This is a genomic window from Nocardia vinacea (assembly GCF_035920345.1).
In the GTDB taxonomy this organism is placed as follows: domain Bacteria; phylum Actinomycetota; class Actinomycetes; order Mycobacteriales; family Mycobacteriaceae; genus Nocardia; species Nocardia vinacea_A.
In genome coordinates this window covers 8,126,255-8,145,482 of sequence record NZ_CP109149.1, presented here as the reverse complement: position 1 = coordinate 8,145,482, position 19,228 = coordinate 8,126,255, and the positions used below count along the sequence as shown (strand labels likewise).

Sequence of the window (19,228 nt, the reverse complement as noted above, 5' to 3'; positions counted from 1 at the left end):
CTCTCGCACAGGTGCCCCGCCGACCGTACCGTCTCCGACACCTCGAGGGTGCCGGATGACGGCGGCCGACGTAGCCAAAATCAGCGCTTCGAGTACTGCGGCGCCTTGCGGGCCTTCTTGAGGCCGTACTTCTTACGCTCGGTGGCACGCGGGTCACGTGTCAGGAAGCCGGCCCGCTTCAGGGCGGGACGGTCATCCGGGGTGACCTCGATGAGCGCACGGGCGATGGCCAGACGCAGCGCACCGGCCTGGCCCGAGGGGCCACCGCCGACGAGACGCGCGTGGATGTCGAAGGACTCGGTCCGCTCGACGGTCACCAGCGGCGACTTGACCAGCTGCTGGTGCACCTTGTTCGGGAAGTAGTCCTCGATGGTGCGGCCGTTCAGCACGAAGTTGCCGGTACCCGGCAGCAAACGCACGCGAACGACGGCCTCCTTGCGACGACCGACGGTCTGCACCGGGCGGTCGATCACGATCGGGGCGTAGGCGGCGGGCTCGGCCTCGTAGCCGAAGTCCTCGTCGACGACCTCGACGTTGGCGTCCTCGGCGTAGTCCTCGTTGAATTCCTCAGGAGCGGTCACTGGGCCACCTGCTTGATCTCGAACGGAATGGGCTGCTGAGCGGCGTGCGGATGCGTCGGGCCCGCGTAGACCTTCAGCTTGCCCGCGATGGCGTTGCCGAGCTTGTTCTTCGGGATCATGCCCTTGACGGCCTTCTCCACGAGACGATCGGGGCGCGACTCCAACACCTGACCGACAGTGCGCGACTTGAGGCCGCCCGGGTGTCCGCTGTGGTGGTGGATCAGCTTGTCCGCCTTCTTGTTGCCGGAGATGGCAACCTTGTCGGCGTTGATGATGATGACGAAGTCGCCACCATCGAAGTTCGGCGCGTAGGTCGGCTTGGTCTTGCCGCGCAGCAGATTCGCTGCCTGGACGGCGAGACGGCCGAGCACTACGTCAGTGGCGTCGATGACGTACCACTTACGGGTCACGTCACCCGCCTTGGGGCTGTACGTAGGCACAGTGGTTCCCTGTCTGTAGTCGGTGTTGCCAGCCACGGCGTGCAATCGAGCGGTTCCCGGCGGCCGGTGGAGACCCAGGGCTCGACGTAGTTCCACACGCCAACGGGCAACGATACCAGCCATGCCCCAGTGGTATGAAACCGGTCAGATCTCGATCGGCGGGCCGTGGTCGATGGCGCCGGGCGGGCCCGGGACCACGTAGCGGGGGACGTCGATGCTCGGCTGCGCGCACTCCGCACCCGCGACATCGAATCCGGAATCGCCCGGTTCCGACACCAGGCCCGGGTCGTATCCGCGAGCCGCGGCAATGCCTTCACGCTGCTCATTGGTGACGTACGGGGTCAATGGGCAGGAGACCGGCGCCCCGGCGACCGAAGCGGCCAGTTCGACCCGGTCACCACCGGACGGCATGGCCATCGCGGCCAGTGCGGCGGCACCGGCCACCGCCTGTGCGCCGAACAATTTGCCCCAGCGCTTGCCCTTGCGCGGTTTGTCCGCGTCATCGTCCGATTCGCGCGGACGCCACTCCGACTGCGGCGGTTGGTCCTGCTGCGGCTGGTAGGGACCGCGCGGACCCATCGGTGGCACCGGTCCTCGAGGTGCGGGAGGCCGACCGATAACGCTGGGCCGCTGCTCGTCCGGATACTGTCCGGGCGGGCGGGTGAATCGGCTCCCCAACTCGGCGAGGTTCGGCGGCAAGGACTCCCGGCTGACCCGGGTGGTCGGCTCCTCCCCCGTCGGCTCGGTCGACGGCTGCACAGTCGGATATCCGGGCCCATACTGAACGACTGGCGGATGTGACTGTCCGGCCTCGCGCTGGCCCTGCCCGTGCTCTGGCCGGACCGGCCCTTGCTCCGAACGCACCGGCCCCTGTTCCGGCCGGCCGGCCTGCTCCGAACGAGATGGCACATCCGACCGCCCCTGCGACGCCCCGGCCTGCCGCTGCGCCGACAATGCCTGCGCGGCCTCCACCTCCCGCTGCGCCGAAGGCACCTGCTGCTGTGCCGATTCGGCCTGATACGGCGCCGACTCCACCTGCCACACCCGCGGCGGCGACGCCGGCTCGGCATGCCGTCCCGCCGACTCCGGCTCACCGTTCTCGTTATCGGTCACCAGCAGATGCGAGGCACCGAGCACCAGCGCGTGCATCGGATGATCGGCCACATGCAACCGGTGCCCGAGATGGTTCTGGAACGCCAAGCGCAGCGCGTCGTTGAAGCAGACATTGCCGGACAGCAGCACCGTCGAGGTGTCCGCGCCGATCGAGCGGGCCGCGGCCATCACCTCGATCACCACATTGTCGGCCGAACGCGCATCGCGCATGGCCTCCGCGGTGACCGGCACATCGACCGATTCGGTCGGCTGTTCATCGTCGCCGTGCACCGCGACGACCAGCATGGTCCGCCCGTCGGAGTACACCCCGGTCGCCCCGATGCCGCGCGGATTGCGATCGTCCGGGGACTGCACCAGACCGAGCGCACGCACATAGCCGGACAGCGCAACACTTTCCGGCAGCGGTTCGACCGTGACGTCCAGCCGTTCGACCAGGTCGACGTACACGTCGACCTTCGCGTCGGGCCAGCCGTCCGGGAACGGCAGCGCGACCAGATCCGGTTTACCGCGCAGATATTTGCCGATGGCCGCGAGCGGGTTGTACATGCGGGCACGGAAGACCAACTCGGCGGGCCAGGTCGCACCGGCCACCACGATCTGCGGATGGCCGAGGATGTCGCGCACATCGGCGATCGCCATTCCCAGATCCGGCCGCTGCCGCTCCACTCCGGCGGTATGCAGCCGACCCGACGAATCCGCCAGCAGATATGCCGGCGGCGTGTATGTACCTTCTACCTGCACGGGGCGGATCGGTGTCCCGCCGCCGCCCGCGGCAACGGACACCACATCCCACCCGAGATGTACTGCCCCAACTCGCACCGTCACAGGCATAAGTGTGCCTGCTGCGCGAGCGACATGCTCACCACATCCGGTGAGAGCCCGCCTGAGCGGCCCCTCACGCGTTCGACTTCCGCAACCGCAGCCGGCGCCAGGTGATGAGCGCCAACACCGCGGTTATCGCGACGAGCAGGCCGATATCGAGATACCAGATATTCGACTCGTGCTTCCATAGCGCGTCGGGTTGCGCGTTGGCGAACAGTGTCCGAATATCCACCGTCGACGCCCCGGCCGCATAGCCCCACCGTGCCGGAAACAGCCACGAGACCTGCTCGAGCACCACCCGGTTGGTCACCGGAATCAGGCCGCCCGCCATGACCAGCTGAACCATGATCATCACCACGAGCATCGGCATGACCTGCTCGTTGGACTTCGCCAGACTGGACAGCAGCAGGCCGAAGACCACACAACACACCGCGGTCAACGCGATATCGAGATAGAGCTCGGCGGGCCCGTTCGGAATCACCGAACCCTCCAGCGGCGGCTTCTTACCGACCAGCGTGATGCCGACCAGCACCGCCGCCTGCAGGAACGCGGTAATGCTGAACACCGCGATCTTGGCGAGCAGATACGCGGACGGCAAAAGCCCGACCGCGCGCTCGCGATAGAAGATGGTGCGCTCGCCGACCAGATCGCGCACGGTCAGCGTGGACCCCATGAAGCAGGCACCCAGAATCAAGACGACGAGCAGCTGCTGGGTCTCGCTGCCCCCGGACGGGACGAAGAGCACCTCGTTGCCGCTCTGCACTTGCTCCAGCGGACCGCTCTGGAAACCGTTGCTGCCCGGCACCACCAGCGACAGCGCACCGAGGATAAAGGGCAGGATCACGAGGAACGCCAGGTAACCGCGGTCGGCGAAGATCAACCGCACCTGCCGTCGCGCCAAGGTGGAGAACTGCTTGGCGCGCCCGGATTGCGGCGGGCTGCCCGCCGACCCCTGCCGCGGCGGCGCGGGCGGTGGCGGTGGCGGCGCGAAGGCCAGCCTGGACCGGTAGGCGGCGAATGCCTGATCCGGATTCGCGGCGACCCGCCCGAAGATCTCCGCCCAGTCGCTGGTGCCCATGGCCGCGCCGACGCTGGCCGGATGACCGCAGAAGGCCGTCTTGCCTCCGGGTGCGAGCAACAGCACCTGATCACACATGTCCAGGCAGGCCACCGAGTGGGTGACCACGATGACGGTGCGCCCGGCATCGGCCAGCTCGCGCAGCATCGTCATCACCTGACGGTCCAGCGCCGGATCCAGACCCGAGGTCGGTTCGTCCAGGATCAGCAGCGACGGACCGGTGAGCAGTTCCAGCGCCACCGACGCGCGCTTGCGCTGACCGCCGGAGAGCCGGTCCACCCTGGTCTCGGCATGTTCGGTGAGCGAAAGTTCTTTCAGCACACCGTCGATCACCTGCTGGCGGTCGGCCTTCGAGTTGTCCGGCGGCAGTCGAAGTTCAGCGGCGTAGCCGAGGGCTTGGCGCACGGTCAGCTGACGGTGCAGCACATCGTCCTGCGGCACCATGCCGATGCGGGAACGCAGCGCCTCGTATTCGGCGTGCAGATTGCGACCTTCGAAGGTGACCACACCGCCGGAGGGCTGCGTGCTGCCCGCGATCAATTTCGAGAGCGTCGATTTGCCCGCACCGGAAGGACCGATGAGTGCGGTGAGCGTGCCCCGCCCCGCCTGCATATTCACATCGACGAGCAGCTGCTTATTGCCCTCGACGGTGAATCCGACGCCGTGCACGTGCAGACCCTGTTCGGCGACCGGCTTCTGCCGATGCACCAGCGTGCCCTGCTGGACGACGAAGTCGATATTGCCGATGGTGATGATGTCGCGCTCGCGCAGCACCGTGCGCTGCTCGCGACGGCCGTTGACGAAGGTGCCGTTGGCCGAGCCGAGGTCCTCGATGGTCAGGCCCTCGGATGCCGCGACCAGGCGGGCGTGCTTGCGCGAGGCCAGCGGATCGTTGACGACGATCTGATTATCGGACGTACGACCGATATTGAGTCCGCCCGGCGGCAAACGGTCGGCCCTGGCGATCGCCGCGGTGGACTGGCGGGAGCGGACCGGCGGCAGCATCGAGGTGTCGGCCTTGAAGGTCATATTGACGTTCGGCTGCTGCGGCTGGGATGGCGGTGGCTGCTGGAGCTGGGGTTGCGAGGGCGGCTGCTGTGGGAGGTGCTGTTCCGGACGCTGCTGGGGCTGCGGCTGCGAAGGCGCGTGTTCCGGACGCTGCTGTGGGAGATGCTGTTCCGGACGCTGCTGGGATGGTGGCGGTGCCTGCGGTGTCCGCCGGGGATGCTGATACCCCTGGGGCACCGACGACTGTGGCTGCGACGACGGCGGTTGCGCGACCGGTGGCCGCTGCGGCCGGGCCGGCGTCGCGGGCAGCAGATGCAGCAGCGGACCGCTGATCGCATCACCGAGCCGCACCTGCGTGGGCCGATTGATCGGCACCGGCTGACTCAATCGCCGCGCATCCACGAAAACGCCGTTGGTGCTGCCATTGTCGGTGAGTACCCAGCTGTTCCCCTGCCAGGCGAGCGTCGCATGCACCCGCGAGACCAGTGGGCTGTCCACGAACAACGTCACTTCCGGTGCGCGGCCCATCGTGACCTGTTGATTCGAATCGAAGACCCGTTCGGTTCCATCATGGCGCACGGTGATGGTCTGCGCCCCCGGTAAAGACATGCAGCGGATACTATTCCATCACCCGGACTTCGGCGGTGCCCCCGACGCGCCTTTTGCCCCGATCCGGAGACCGTTATGAACGTGCGACCGGCCGACTAGGGGGAGCCTTGCCGAAACTCCGAGCGACCGCAGTCGTTGCCGCAGCACTATGCGTAATCGCAATGTTGGCGGGCTGTACTCGCTCGGTGCACGGTCGAGCGGTTTCGGTCTACGACGATCCGTTCAAGGTCGCCGGACTGCCCACCACGAACGGTCCGAGCGGACCGCGCGACGGCGTCCCCGATAGCTCGCTCACCGCGGTGAACGGCGACAGCGGCGAGGTGGATGCCCTGGCGCTCAACGCGATCGATGATATCCAGACATACTGGCGCGCGGAATACAGCAAGGACTTCGACGGCGAATTCAAGCCGGTCGACAAGCTGATCTCATGGAGCGCGAAGGCGCCGCGCAGCCAGGCGCTCGAATTCTGTAGGGAATCCACCTATCACCTGGTGAACGCGGCCTACTGCCGACTGGACAACTCGATCGGCTGGGACCGCTCGGTGCTGTTGCCGACGATCGAGGACACCTTCGGCAAGATGGCCGTGATCATGGTGCTCGCCCATGAATACGGACACGCCATCCAGACCCTGGCGAAAATCGTGGGGACGAAGGATCCCGTGATCGTCAAGGAGCAGCAGGCCGACTGCTTCTCGGGTGCGTTCATTCGCCATGTGGCAGAAGGCAAATCCAAGCACTTCACCATCAATACCTCCGACGGCCTGAACTCGGTGCTGGCCGCGACCGTCGCCATTCGGGACTCGAATCCGGATGATCCGGAGAGCGTGCACGGTTCGGCATTCGAGCGGGTCACGGCCGTGCAGATCGGCTTCACCGATGGCCCGAAGGCGTGCAAGGCCATCGATATGCACGAGATCGAGCGCCGCCGTGGCAATTTGCCGCAGAGCTTCAAGGACGATCCCGGCCACGGCGAGAATCCGATCGACAAGGACAGTCTGATCGAGCTCAGCAAGGCACTCACCGCGATCCTGCCGCTGAAGCCCGCGCCGACCTACGACTATTCCGGCGCGAAGATCGACTGCAAGAACGGCGTTGCCACACCGCCGGTTTCGTATTGTCCGGCCAAGAACACCATCGCGACCGATGTGCCCGCGCTCGCGCAACGCGGCACCTCCGATGCCGATGACAATGATCCGTTGCCGCTCAAGGTGACCGGCGATTACAACGGCTACATCGTCTTCATTTCGCGCTACACCCTCGCCGTGCAGCAGAGCGACGGCCAGCAGCTCGTCGGCGCCAAGACCGGATTGCGCGCGGCCTGCCTGTCGGGTGTGGTCACGGGCAAGCTCGCGCAGCCGGGGCGAACCCAGGCTCAGGGCGATATCGTCTTGGCCGCAGGCGATCTCGACGAGGCGGTCTCCGGACTATTGGCCGACGGACTAGCGGCCAGCGATATCGAGGGCAAAACCGTACCGAGTGGGTTCTCCCGGGTCGACGCGTTCCGCGCCGGGGTGCTCAACGGCGAGCACACCTGCACGTCGCGTTATTCCTGAGCTCCCGTTCCCTGAAACATGTCGAACGTTCCGGAGACCTGACGGATTACTCCGACCTACATCCGGATGTCACGTCCTGGCGGGGTGATGCGAATACTCAGCCGAACGGCGGGGGTGCGGCGGGCTCGAATCGCAAAACTCGGTTGCCGATCATGATTTCGGTGCCGGGTATCAGGCCCATCGGCTGGTGGGGTGGTAGGCGGATCCAGTCGCGGTAACCGGGCAGGCGGGTGCGGGTGCCGTTGGTTGAACCCCGATCCACCAGGGACACATCCCAATTCACCAGCAGCACCTCGGCGTGCGCGCGGGACATGCCGCCCGAGGAATCCTCGACCTTCAATGGCACCATGCCGCGGCGGGCCTGTTCGGAATGTTCCGGATCGCGACCGAGGACCGCGTCCGCGGCCAGCATGTAGGTCATGCCGTCGTCGAGGACCAGCATGCCGAGCGGCGGGCGGACCACCTCGATCAGCTGCTGCGTCTGATCCACCGGCATCCCGCACACCGTGCAGAACGCCGAGCGTGGATCGCTGGGATGCGCACGCGCGCACTTGAATCCCATCACCTTGACGGTGAGGGCGGTGGTCTTCGCGGTGGCCTCCAGCCTGCGCTGCAGATCCGGATCCGGGCGCGGGGCCGGATTGGTGCCGCCCATTTGGGTCGGCGCGTGATGCGGGTCGACCGGTTCCTGCTCCTGAACCGAATCGAGCATCGCGGTCGAGGCGCGGGTCTCGGTCGGATGTGGTTCGGGCTCCGACTGTGGTTCGGGGCGCTGGGTCGGTCCAGAGTCGATGCGCGCGGTGGGCGGTGGATGCGCGCCCTCGGATCGCGCCGGTTCGGGCCGGCCACGCACCGCATCCGACCAGACGATCGCGCCACCCCCCTGTGCGATCCCCTCGACCAACCAGCCGATCCCCCGCTCGGCGGGCAGATCCGGAATACGGCCATTCGGGTCGTCCACGAAGAGCGCGACCGCTTGGGTGGGCACCGTCGCGACCCGGTCCACCGTGAAGGCCGCATCGCTGCCCCGATAGCGCTCGAGCGTTCCGTCACCGGCGAGCACCGCGGTGACGGCACCGTGCAGGAAGATCGCCACCCCGCCGGTCTCGGCCGCGGACAGGATGCCGAAATCGATCGGTGCACCGGGACTGATCCGCTCGGCATGCGTCATCAGCCAGCGAGTTGCCGCCCGCGCGACCACTGCACCCGGCCCCTCCGGATGCTGTTCGGCGGCGTCCCGCACGAGTTCGGCCAGCGATTCCAGCGCGATAACACCGGGTGCGTCCGGGGTCGGGCGCGCATGCCCACGATGTGCGACGACCACCACCGCACCCGCGACCCGGGCGACGGCGTGACCTCCGACAACGACCTCAACCTGCCGATCCTTCAACGGAATCGGCCTTCCAGAGGTGCGCATTGCGGGGTCGTCGCCACATCGACAAGGGTATTGCAATCCAAGCCCTAAGGGGTCCCCGTCCCGGACGTCCATCCGGTAACTTCAGATACACATCGGGAGGAACGAGGGGCCTGTCGTGGTTAAGACTTCGCGCATCGCGCTCGCCGTGGCTTGTATAGCGGTGACCGGGATGCTGGTCGGCTGCAGCGGCGTGCAGGGTACGCCGCTGGCGGCCGAGCAAGACGTGCGCAAACTCGAGGTCGGCACCTATCCGGTCGATCGACACCAATACGACCAGGACGCGGGCTCGAACGGGGCGCTGGTCGAGGGCATGCGGATGTCGGAGGCCGTGGTCGCCAGTTCGAAGATCGACCCGTCGCTCACCTACGGGCGCGAAGGCAAGGTGCTCAGCAGCATCGACGATGCCGTCGAACACGTCGCATCCGCGTCCAAGCCGGTGCTGGTGAACCGCAAGTACCTCACCGGATACGCGACCAGCGGTTCCGATAAGCCCGATCCGCCCGGTCAGACGCGGCCGTCGGCCGACACCACCGCGATCACCAACGTGGTATTCCGGTTCCCGGACGAGGCCACCGCGAAGATCGCCGCCCGGGAACTCGAAGACGCCGATATCAACATCTCACCCGACAACCGCAAACTGACGTCGAGCAAATATCCGGATGCCTATATCCACTGGCGCCCCGGTGTTGCCAATGTCGGAACCTTCATGGCGCATAAGGAGTTCGTCATCTCGCTGTTCGTCGGGCGACCCCGCGCGGACAGTTCGGACCTGCAGAGTTGGGTCGAGAAGACACTCGACGCCCAGGTCCCCGCATTGGACAAATTCCAGGCCACGCCGCAGGACAAATTCAGCAGCCTGAAGATCGACCCGGAGGGCATGCTCGCGCGCGTGGTGGTCGCGGATCGTCGTGGGCACACCCCGAATGCCGATAACTTCGCGGTCTACGGGCCGAGTTACTTCGTGCAGTCGGCCGAGGACGAGACCAAGACCCAGAAACTGGTGGACGAGGCCGGGGTCGACCGGTTCGCCATCGTCGACAACGGCTCGGTCACCCGCGTCCGCGACTTCCCAGCCGCCCAGAAGTTCATCGACGGGCTGATCGACGAGGTGCGCAACACCTTCGACCCGATCGACGCACCCAAGGATGTGCCGGGCGCGAAGTGCTTGCAGCTCAACAGCAAAGGCGATCCCGAGCGGCAGTACAAGTACCGCTGCTATGTCCCGTACAAGCGGTATGTCGGTGTGGTCACCAGCGATAAGGAGCCGGATGTGCGGCAAAAGGTGACCGCGCAGTACGCACTTTTGGCCAACAGCCTCTGACACACAGCGCGTCTGAGGCTCTGTAGGGAGCCTGTGACGCCTGCTCGGACGATCGACGAGCCCGAAACGGTTCGCGCCATTCGCGACTGGACTGCGGGGTCGCTCATGGAAAAGCTGATCCCAGTGCTCGCGGCTCAGGTGAAGTAGGATCCGCCCGGAGGAACGCGAACGGACGGGTGGGACGTGAGATTCGCCGCGAAATCGAAACTTCGAACAGCAGCGATCGCCACGACGGTGGCGATACTCGTAATCGGCGTTGTCGCGGGCTGTGCCACGGAAGTTCCCGGTCACGCCGGCCCCGGCATGTCCGCGGTGGATCCGAAGAGCCTCAACATCGGGCCCTATCCGTCCGCGCCGCAGGATTACACGTTGGACGGCTTCGACAAGGACGATGTCTTCCGCATCGAATCCCGGCGCATGCTGGGTTATTTGGTGCTGCCCTACGACGTCGACAGCGATGTCGGCCACCTCGTCGATACCCGTCTGGTGGAGGCGACCACGACGAACTTCGACGACGGTTTGCTAGGCGTGCTGCCCGGGCAATACCTACCGGTCGTCCAGCGCAACAACTTCATCGCCGGGGTGTACACCCAGCGGTCGAACGACAGTCTGCGCAGCATCAAGAATTTGGCCATTGCGATACTTCGCTTCCCGTCGGACGCCGCGGCACGCACCGCGGCGGGGGAACTCGACCGGGCAACCGATGAGTTCAAGCCGGGGCGGCACCCGGTCGCGATCGACGGCTATCCAGATATTCGAGCCTCATCGGACAACGATAAGAAGGGCTATGTCTTCCTCGCGCGTGGTCCGTTCGTGCTGCTGAGCATGATCACCATGCCGGAGTCGGACCCGAAAGCCCTTGGGAACCAATTCAAGAAGATGCTGGACCTGCAAATCCCCAAGCTGGACAGCCTGGTCCCGACACCGGTCGACGACATCCTCGACCTGCCGCTCAACCCCGACGGGATCATGCGGCGCACACTGCCGCCGACCAAGGGGACGCGGGAGTACTCGCGGGACAAATACGTTGGCATCTACGACGGCATCGGGCAGTTGCACTTCGAGCGCAACGGCCCCGATCTGAAGCGGGCGCTGCAGGAAGCCGGTACCGATCTCGTCGCACAGAACCAGTCGACCCTCTACCGCACCCGTGACCTCGCGGCATCGTTCCGGCTCCAAAACGCGTTGGCGCAGTTGGGCACCGATGACGAAGCGATCAGCAACCCACCGGGTCTGCCCGACGCGCGCTGCCTGCAACTGGACGCGCCGGAACCGACCTTCAACAACAAATATCTGTGCATCCTTGTGTACGACCGCTACGTGGCGGTGCTCAGTTCGCAAGGGCAAGGTCTCGGGAAATTCGACCCGGCGCTGTACCAGGCGACCGCCGCACAATATTCGATCCTGGCCAAGACCCAGTGAGCGCACCGATGAACCTTCGATACCGAAACGGCCTGCTCTGCCTCGCAATAGCGGCCGCACTCGCGACGACCGCGGCCTGCGGCGGATCCGACGACCCCGCCCCCGCGGTAGATGTGTCGAAGTTGGAGGCCGGAAACTATCCGACGACGCCGCGCGATATCGACAAGCAGCGAACCACGGAAACCGGTGCGGTGCAGGAGTCCATCCGGCTGGCGGAATTCGTGCCGCTGATGATGGATCTGGACAGTCGCATGATCTACAACCACCGCCCCTTCTATCTGCATCCGTTCACCCCGCAGAATCCGCCGCGAAATGGCTGGCTCGGCGGATCCGTCGACAACTTCGCCGCGGCAGCGCCCGGCCTTGTCGCCGGCTGGACCACCTCGGGGCACCGTAGGAAGGACAGCTCGCTCGGGCTGAACATCGATCTCACGCTCCTACGTTTCTCGAACAACGCGCAGGCAAAGACCGCCATGGACGTGTTCTCCGACGAGAAGAACGACAAATACCCCGGAAAAGGGCCCCTGTCGATTCCCGGCTATCCGAACGCCAAATCCACACTGAGTCAATACGATGCCGTCAAAACCTGGATCGCGCGAGACGACTACCTGCTCTACACCTACGTCGGCAACAGCCTCGCGACCCCACCGGATCCGGCCCCGCTGATCGACTTCACCAAGATGCTGTTCGACAAACAATTCGAACTGCTGAAGGGCTACACCCCGACACCATCGGACAAGGTCGCACAGGAACCCGCCGATATCGACGGCTTGGTGGCCCGAACGCTCGCGAACCAGCCTGCCGAGGGTTACGCCGACATCACCGGCGCCTACACCCCACACGCCGCCCTGCACCTCGAGGAACGCCCCGACATCACCAAGCGCGCATTCGACGACGCCGAGGTCGACCTGATCGCCCACAGCGAATCCTCGATCTACCGCACCGCCGACCCCGCCGCCGCAAACAGACTCACCGCAAGCTTCCTCGACCAACTCACCGGCCTCTTCGAACCCACCGACAGCCCACCCGGCCTACCCACCGCGAAATGCTCGAAGAAGCTCGAAAACGACGCGACCAAATCCCGCAACCTCGTCGAATTCATCTGCTACCTAACGTATGACCGCTATGTAGCCACCATCACCGCCAACCAGCGCCAAGACCTCGACCAAAAGCTCGCGGCGCAGTACAAACTGCTGGCCTTCGACAGGTAGCCTCCGCTGTCCCCGACCGTGACAATCCAGCCCCCGATGCTGGCGGCTTGCGTCGAGTAGGATCCCGCGGGGAGTATGCAAGCGGGGAGATGGAACGGGGGAAGTATGAGGCGCAGAGGCGCTTTCGTCGCGTTGCTTGCCGTGGTAAGCGTGGCGAGTGCGAGTTGTTCGGCAACAGTGACGGGGCATCCAGGGCCGGGGATGGCGCCTGTCGACATCGCGACCCTGAAGACCGGGCCATACAGCCCAGAGCCGAGCGCCTACGAGCCTTACTTCAGTACGGTGGCGGATATACGAACCGTCGAGGCCCGACGAATGCTCAACTATCTCGTTCATTCGTATGAGATCGACAGCGATATCACGGTTCTCGGCGGTGTCAAGATGTTCAATGACGCCGATTCGATGGTTCAGGCAGAGGCATTCCCGGAAAAGTATCGGGCGGTCGCAACCGACAACAAGCTATTGCTCGGCGTCTACGTCTCGCGGATCAACGAGAGCCTTCGCAGCCGTAAGAAACTGATCATCTCCGTACTTCGGTTCCCTACCGAGGCTGCCAGCCGAAAGGCGGCCGAAGACTTCGACCTGATCACGAACTCCGACCCCGGGCGGCACCCGATTGCGATCGAGGGACAGCCGGATGCCAGAACGTCCTCCGCGGATGACATCACCGGCGTCTCGTTCGTGGCACACGGTCCGTACATCGTCATGGTGAATGCCGGTATCCCGCAACCGAATCAGAGTGCACTCGCCGACATTATCGGTGAGACCATAAACAAGCAGACAGCGCGTCTCGACCAAACACAGCCGACGCCATTGGACGATGTACTCGATCTCCCATTCGACCCGGACAGTCTGATGCGACGCACCATGCCCCGGGCGCCCGACTTCAGCGATCCGTTCATTTACGACTGGGACTTCGGCTCCTACCAACCGGCAGGCGAGCTGCATTTCGAGCGCAATCCTGCCGAAGTCGCCAAGGCACTCGAGGAGAACGGTGTCGATCTCGTCGCGCGACGTAGCTCGATCGTCTATCGAACGCGCGATCTTTCGGCGGCGTTTCGCCTGCAGTCGGCTCTTGTCAAGCCCGGAAAAGACGATGAGGTGCTCGATTCACCACCGGGCCTGCCCGACGCCCGCTGCGTGAAGCTCGACAAGTCCGACGCTTACCGCTTGTTCGACAGCCTGTGTGCAGTGGTCTACGGGCGATACGTCGCTGTCGTCCAGTCGAAAAAAGCGATCTCTGCCGCGCGAGTCGATGTGGCCCTCAATGAACGAGCGGCCGCGCAGTATTCGGTGCTGGTGAAAAGCGAGAAGTGAGGCCGACCATGCGACTTCGGTACAGCCTGTGCGTGATCATCACCGCCGCGATCGCCGCCACCACCGGTTGTGGCGGTGACACTGCCGCTACGGCCCCCGCCATCGATATCTCGAAGCTGGACTCCGGAAACTATCCGACGACACCTCGGGACATCGAGGCCATCCGAACGGCACGATCGGGAGCCGCGCTGGAGTCGGTTCGAATCGGCAATGCCACCCCGTTGCCCATCGACATAGACAGCCGGTTTTCCTTCCAGCGCCGTGTGAACGTCGATCGACGGGTGACTCCCGAAGCACTGTCCGCACCGTATTCCTTCAGCGACGAGGAATGGACCGAGCTGACCAAGGGCTTCGTCGCCGGCTGGGAAGCCAGTGCCGAGCGTCGCAGTAGCCCATTACTCGGCAGGCAAGTCCACATGGAAGTGCTCCGATTCCCGACCGCTTCGGAAGCCGCGACGGCGGTCCGTCGCCTGGCCGATCGACAGGCCGTGAACCTGCCCGGCGATCCGGTCCAGATACCCGACTTCCCACAGGCCCGTGCGAAATGGGCGGTGAGCAAGAAGTATCTCGACGCGTGGCTGGCACACGAAACAATGGTGCTCTTCGTTCATATGGACGACCCGGTCAGCGAACCGGCCGAACCGGCGCCTTTGGCCGAGTTCGTCAAGAAGTACTTCACCAAGCAGATCGACATGCTGAAAAGCTATTCAGCGACACCGGTGGACCAGCTCGGATCGCTGCCCATCGACGTGGATGGCATGCTCGGTCGCGCACTACCACTCGAGGACAAAGAGAAGTTCGACCGGAACTACGATAGTTCGACAATTTTGCCCGCACAGGCGGCACTACACTTCGAACTCCTCCCCGGCCCCGCAAAGGCCGCATTCGACAATGCCGGAGTAGATTTCGTCGCATACTCGAGCGCGCGGGTGTATCGCACCCGAGATGCCGACAGCACCACCCGCCTGATCGCCGCCTTCGTCGATATGGACTCCGCGGGCTACAAGAAGATCGATAGTCCGCCCAACATGCCCGGCACCCAATGCTTCGACGACACCGATCCGAAGTGGAGCTCAGGTCGCTATCCACTGGTGTGCTTCCTGGCCTACGACCGTTACGTCGCGCGAGTGACCGGCCACAGTGTGCAGGAGTTGTATCAGCGGACCGCTGCCCAATACAAGATGCTCGCACACCGTTGAGCGCTAGTAGGATCCGCGAGGACTAGGCGAACGAAGGGGAGGGCGTTGAAGCTCGCAGGTAAATCGACGCCGGTTGGGACGGCTTGGGTCTTGGTCACCGCCGGTGTGCTGCTATTGGGCGCCGGCGGCTGCGGCGCCGAAGTGACCGGCACACCCACTCGGGTTCAATCCGATGTGTCCAAGCTCGATGTCGGCAACTACCAGACCAAGCCGCGCACAATCGGTAATGCCAAGAGCGACAAACAAGCTCGCGCGCGGGAGGCGCAGCGACTCGCCGACTACGTGGCCCTTCCCTATGAAGCCGACCCCTCATATGTCGAAGACGCATGGAACTTCCGCTCGCATATCGTGCTTAACCGAAAGACGTTGGGCAAGCTCGTCATCAATGACACCTTCGATGAGGTAGCCAAGGATCTGACCGCGGGTTGGATCAACGCCTGGTCCACCGGCGGCGCGCAGGAAGACAAGCGGCGAACTCTGAATATCGCGGTGTTGATGTTCCCGGACGCGAAGACCGCGGGGACGGTCGGTCCGACACTCGAGCACGACGACTTCACCTACAACCGCGATAACCAACCCGTTCCGATTACCAAGCACGCGAACACAACCGCGCACTGGCGGCCGGATATCTCGTCCATCGGTTCCTGGACCGTGCACGACCGGTACGTCGTATTCATCAAGGTGGAGGACGACATCTCCGCACCGGATCTGCCAGCACTGACCAAACAGGTAGAACAGGCGCTGGACGTGCAGATTCCATTGCTCGACAAGTTCCACCCGACACCCGCTGGAGAACTCCAGCACATTCCCCTCGATCCGCCGGGACTACTCGGACGCACGATTCCGAGCAATCCGGAGGTGCCGCTGCGCGGTGAGCCGGACGGCCTGTACGAAGGCCGCGGCATGCTGAGTCTCTTGGATTCCAATCCGACCACGATGGGGACGCTGGAGAAGGGCGAGGTGGATCTCGTCGCGTTCGGCGACGCCGCGGTATTTCGTAGCAAGACCGCCAAGGGGGCGGAGACTCTCTGGCAGCAGTGGCAGCCGTCCAAGAACCCGGAACCGAACCGAAAGATGGTCGGAGTGCCTTCCGGACTCGGCGAGCACGTCGAATGCTATGCGGATATGACCGGATCCGGCGACAAGCAGACCGTGTCCATGAATATCTGTGTCCTACAGGTGGACCGGTACACCGTGCAAGCTTTCGGGAAGCAGTTGCAGGATCTCCATCAGAAGGTGTCGGCGCAATATGCCCTGTTGACCAGCGTGTGAGGGTAATCGCGTGAGCAAGAGACTGTGGGCAGGCGCTGCATCCACGGCAGCAACATCCAGGACATGTATCAAAGGGCCACCGCCCGATACAAGCTATTGTCAAGCGCGCGTTGAGCGGCCGGACATACCGTGCCCACCAGTGTGTACATGACGAGATGCGAGTCGAATACCCACCGACGACTTGCTAGATTTCTCCCGAAGGCTCGCATGTCCGGGCGTTCGACATCGTTGAGGAGGACCGAATGGCGTTGCGGCCCGGCGCAATCGTAGGCGGCTACCGGGTACTTCAGGTTCTCGGCGCGGGTGGGATGGGCACCGTCTACCTGGCACAGAACCCCATTCTGCCGCGCCGCGACGCACTGAAGGTCCTCAGCGCCGATCTCTCCACCGATGACGAGTTTCGTGCACGGTTCGAGCGTGAGGCGAATCTCGCTGCTGGACTCGATCATCCGAATATCGTCGCCGTCTATAACCGCGGCGAAGAGGCCGGTCAGCTGTGGATCGCAATGCAGTATGTCGATGGCATCGACGCGGCGGACGAGGCCAAGAAGGGGCCGACCGTAATGACGCCGCAGCGAGCGCTGCGCATCGTCTCCGAGGTTGGCAAGGGTCTCGACTACGCGCACCGCCGCGGCCTGCTGCACCGCGATGTGAAACCGGCCAACTTCTTGCTGTCCGCCGCCGAGGAGGGCGACGAGGAGCGGGTGCTGCTGACCGACTTCGGCGTCGCGAAGTCCTCCGAGGACGGCCAAGACCTCACGGCGACAGGCAATTTCATGGCCACTGTCGCCTATGCGCCGCCTGAGCAGTTGGTCGGGACCAGCCTCGACCCCCGTGCCGATATCTACAGTCTCGGCTGCTCATTCTTCAAGATGCTGACGGGGCAGAATCCTTATCCGTCGACCATGCCTGCTGTGGTCATGATGGGGCATCTGCACGAGCCGCCGCCGAAGCTGAGCGCCGTCCGTCCCGGTCTGCCGCCCGCGCTGGACGCGGTGATCGAGAAGGTGATGGCCAAGGACCCGGCACAGCGCTATGCGACCTGCCGCGAGTTCACCCAAGCGGCCGAGGCCGCACTGTACGGCAACCAGTTCCGGGCACCGGAGGCCGGATACGCGACGGACATGCGCACGCCGATCCCCGGATACGCGACGAATCCCAATACGCCCATCCCGGGATACGGCACCGATCCCCGCACCCCGATCCCGGCGTATGCCGCGAATACCGGATATGGGCCGCCTGGACGTGAAAACACCGATCAGAGTCTCATAGCGACCCAGCGCAATGGCAACGGAAACCGCTCGGGTACACGCCGTTTCCTCATGCCCGCCATCATCGCCCTGGTGGTCGTGGCGGCCGTCGCGGCAGGCACCTTCTTCTTCACCCGGCAGGGCGGAACCAACGACGCGGGCAGCCGCGACAAACTGGCCCAGGTCCGCAGCGATTATCCGCAATTCGACGGAAAGACCGTGACTGCCTTCAACTATGGCAATGCCACGCTTTCGGTAGCCCTGAATCCCAGCTCTCAGTCGAAATTCCTGCAGGACATCGGTTTCCGGTACAGCACCAAGTACAAGGCTGTCGGCGACGAGAAATCACCGCGACAGCTGTCGGTCAGCAGCTACTCGACCGATATCGACACCGATGTTGTCATCGTGCTGCGATCCGACAGCGAGGCGGGCAACGGTGGGCTGCGTGGCCTGCCGGGCTCGATACTGACCAGCTCGGCCAAAGTCGTTGTCGTGGATGATCCGGCGACCGTCCAGGCATTCCAGGTCTGGACCGACCAGTCGACGAACGTGCTGGTCGAAAAGATGGTCCCCACCATCGCCAAAGTCGTCACGAAGTAGCGCGCTGCCTCGGTGTTCGTCGGTTGCGCGGTAGACGTGACGCCGCGCCGTTCGGTAGGGTGTTCGCAGCCAGCCCACTAGCCAGTTCAGGTGGAAAAGCGAGCGAAGGGGGAAGGAGGGGAACGCTGGCAGCGACCGATGTGGCGGCACCGCGGTACGAGATGTCCAGGGGGAGTTCATGCAGCCTCCATGCACGGTGCACCAGTCGATAACGCGCAGGCGGCGTGACGCGCAGGAGCCCATCAGGTTGTCCGAAAACTGGATGGAACCGATCGAGCCGATGAAGCGTCCAACCATATGAACAGGTCAGCTGGCACCTGCAATGTTTGACCATCAGTAGAACCAGGAGGAGCCACAATGGCTACAGGGAAACTTGAAGCGAGCCCCGAACTCATCCGCCAGAAGGCGCAGGAGTTCCAGGAGCAGCACGACAGCCTGATGGCAGCCATCAGGCAGCTGAAGACCGACGAAGACAACGTGACGAATGGTGCCAACTGGCAGGGTGCGGCCCGTGACGCGTTCAACGCGTTCATGGAGCGCTACTACTACCAGGCCGACAAGATGAATGACAAGCTGGCGGAGACCGCTGAGAAGCTCGTCAAGATGGGCACCTCGTTCCAGGATCAGGACGACGAGTTCTCCAGCAAGGTGCACGCCCAGGTTTCCAGCCTGGATCTGCCCGCCCTCTAATCATTCCCGACTTACTCCCAAGGAGACTCCAATGAGCCAGACCATCTCCGCCAATTTCGATGGCGTCGCAGAAGGTGCTCGGACAATCGTCAGGCGCGCCGGAGACATTCAGACCGAGCTCGAGTCCTTCCACAAGAAGGTCGAACAGTACATCGAAGTCTACGGTAGCGGTGCGGCGAACGACGCGTTCCACCAGTTCCAGGTCAACTGGAACCAGATGTCCATTCAGCTGAACACCACCCTGCAGGGCGCCGGTCAGCTCATCGACAAGGGCAACTCGGAGCTCCAGGGCACCGACGTCGCGCTGTCGAACATCTTCTGAGTT

At 64.3% G+C, this 19,228-nt stretch carries 15 protein-coding genes; 10 read left to right on the top strand and 5 right to left on the bottom strand.

Annotation, left to right across the window (positions count from 1 at the left end; genetic code table 11):
- Positions 1 to 80: 80 nt before the first annotated feature.
- The 4 genes from rpsI to OIE68_RS36770 form a co-directional block, all read right to left on the bottom strand.
- Positions 81 to 581, bottom strand: coding sequence for a 30S ribosomal protein S9 (gene rpsI, locus OIE68_RS36785; RefSeq protein WP_327095520.1), 501 nt, complete (start codon positions 579 to 581; stop codon positions 81 to 83).
- A complete protein-coding gene (rplM, locus tag OIE68_RS36780) occupies positions 578 to 1,021 on the bottom strand; it encodes a 50S ribosomal protein L13 (protein WP_040686710.1) in 444 nt (147 codons plus the stop codon). The genes rpsI and rplM overlap by 4 nt, the downstream gene beginning before the upstream one ends.
- A 144-nt stretch (positions 1,022 to 1,165) precedes the next feature.
- Positions 1,166 to 2,959, bottom strand: a complete 1,794-nt coding sequence (locus OIE68_RS36775; RefSeq protein ID WP_327095519.1) for a hypothetical protein — start codon at positions 2,957 to 2,959, stop codon at positions 1,166 to 1,168.
- A gap of 70 nt (positions 2,960 to 3,029) precedes the next feature.
- Positions 3,030 to 5,651, bottom strand: a complete 2,622-nt coding sequence (locus OIE68_RS36770; RefSeq protein ID WP_327095518.1) for an FHA domain-containing protein — start codon at positions 5,649 to 5,651, stop codon at positions 3,030 to 3,032.
- 161 nt (positions 5,652 to 5,812) lie between these two features.
- On the opposite strand from OIE68_RS36770, the gene OIE68_RS36765 reads away from it, so the two are divergent.
- Positions 5,813 to 7,204 carry a metallopeptidase gene (locus OIE68_RS36765; RefSeq protein ID WP_419150839.1) on the top strand — a complete coding sequence of 464 codons (1,392 nt, stop codon included), beginning with the start codon at positions 5,813 to 5,815 and terminating at the stop codon, positions 7,202 to 7,204.
- Between the two features lie 97 nt (positions 7,205 to 7,301).
- Here OIE68_RS36765 and OIE68_RS36760 read toward each other — a convergent pair whose 3' ends face one another.
- Complete coding sequence (locus tag OIE68_RS36760; protein WP_327095516.1) at positions 7,302 to 8,621, bottom strand: FHA domain-containing protein; 1,320 nt, start codon at positions 8,619 to 8,621, stop codon at positions 7,302 to 7,304.
- 115 nt (positions 8,622 to 8,736) lie between these two features.
- Here OIE68_RS36760 and OIE68_RS36755 point away from each other — a divergent pair, with 115 nt between their 5' ends.
- The 9 genes from OIE68_RS36755 to OIE68_RS36715 all read left to right on the top strand — a co-directional run bounded on the left by OIE68_RS36755 (position 8,737) and on the right by OIE68_RS36715 (position 19,225).
- Positions 8,737 to 9,942 carry a DUF7373 family lipoprotein gene (locus OIE68_RS36755; protein ID WP_327095515.1) on the top strand — a complete coding sequence of 402 codons (1,206 nt, stop codon included), beginning with the start codon at positions 8,737 to 8,739 and terminating at the stop codon, positions 9,940 to 9,942.
- Positions 9,943 to 10,176: 234 nt separating this feature from the next.
- On the top strand, positions 10,177 to 11,364 hold the full coding sequence (locus OIE68_RS36750; RefSeq protein WP_327095514.1) for a DUF7373 family lipoprotein: 1,188 nt from the start codon (positions 10,177 to 10,179) through the stop codon (positions 11,362 to 11,364).
- An 8-nt stretch (positions 11,365 to 11,372) separates the two neighbouring features.
- On the top strand, positions 11,373 to 12,575 hold the full coding sequence (locus tag OIE68_RS36745) for a DUF7373 family lipoprotein (protein ID WP_327095513.1): 1,203 nt from the start codon (positions 11,373 to 11,375) through the stop codon (positions 12,573 to 12,575).
- Positions 12,576 to 12,776: 201 nt separating this feature from the next.
- Positions 12,777 to 13,892 (top strand): DUF7373 family lipoprotein, encoded by a 1,116-nt coding sequence (locus OIE68_RS36740; protein WP_327095512.1) that lies wholly within the window; start codon positions 12,777 to 12,779, stop codon positions 13,890 to 13,892.
- A gap of 32 nt (positions 13,893 to 13,924) precedes the next feature.
- The gene (locus OIE68_RS36735) at positions 13,925 to 15,091 is read left to right on the top strand and encodes a DUF7373 family lipoprotein (RefSeq protein WP_327095511.1); all 1,167 of its coding nucleotides are present in this window, start codon (positions 13,925 to 13,927) and stop codon (positions 15,089 to 15,091) included.
- A gap of 45 nt (positions 15,092 to 15,136) precedes the next feature.
- The gene (locus tag OIE68_RS36730; protein ID WP_327095510.1) at positions 15,137 to 16,363 is read left to right on the top strand and encodes a DUF7373 family lipoprotein; all 1,227 of its coding nucleotides are present in this window, start codon (positions 15,137 to 15,139) and stop codon (positions 16,361 to 16,363) included.
- Positions 16,364 to 16,605: 242 nt separating this feature from the next.
- Positions 16,606 to 18,213, top strand: a complete 1,608-nt coding sequence (locus OIE68_RS36725; protein ID WP_327095509.1) for a serine/threonine-protein kinase — start codon at positions 16,606 to 16,608, stop codon at positions 18,211 to 18,213.
- Between the two features lie 357 nt (positions 18,214 to 18,570).
- The gene (locus OIE68_RS36720) at positions 18,571 to 18,903 is read left to right on the top strand and encodes a WXG100 family type VII secretion target (RefSeq protein ID WP_327095508.1); all 333 of its coding nucleotides are present in this window, start codon (positions 18,571 to 18,573) and stop codon (positions 18,901 to 18,903) included.
- A 31-nt stretch (positions 18,904 to 18,934) separates the two neighbouring features.
- Positions 18,935 to 19,225 carry a WXG100 family type VII secretion target gene (locus tag OIE68_RS36715; protein WP_327095507.1) on the top strand — a complete coding sequence of 97 codons (291 nt, stop codon included), beginning with the start codon at positions 18,935 to 18,937 and terminating at the stop codon, positions 19,223 to 19,225.
- Positions 19,226 to 19,228 lie beyond the last annotated feature (3 nt).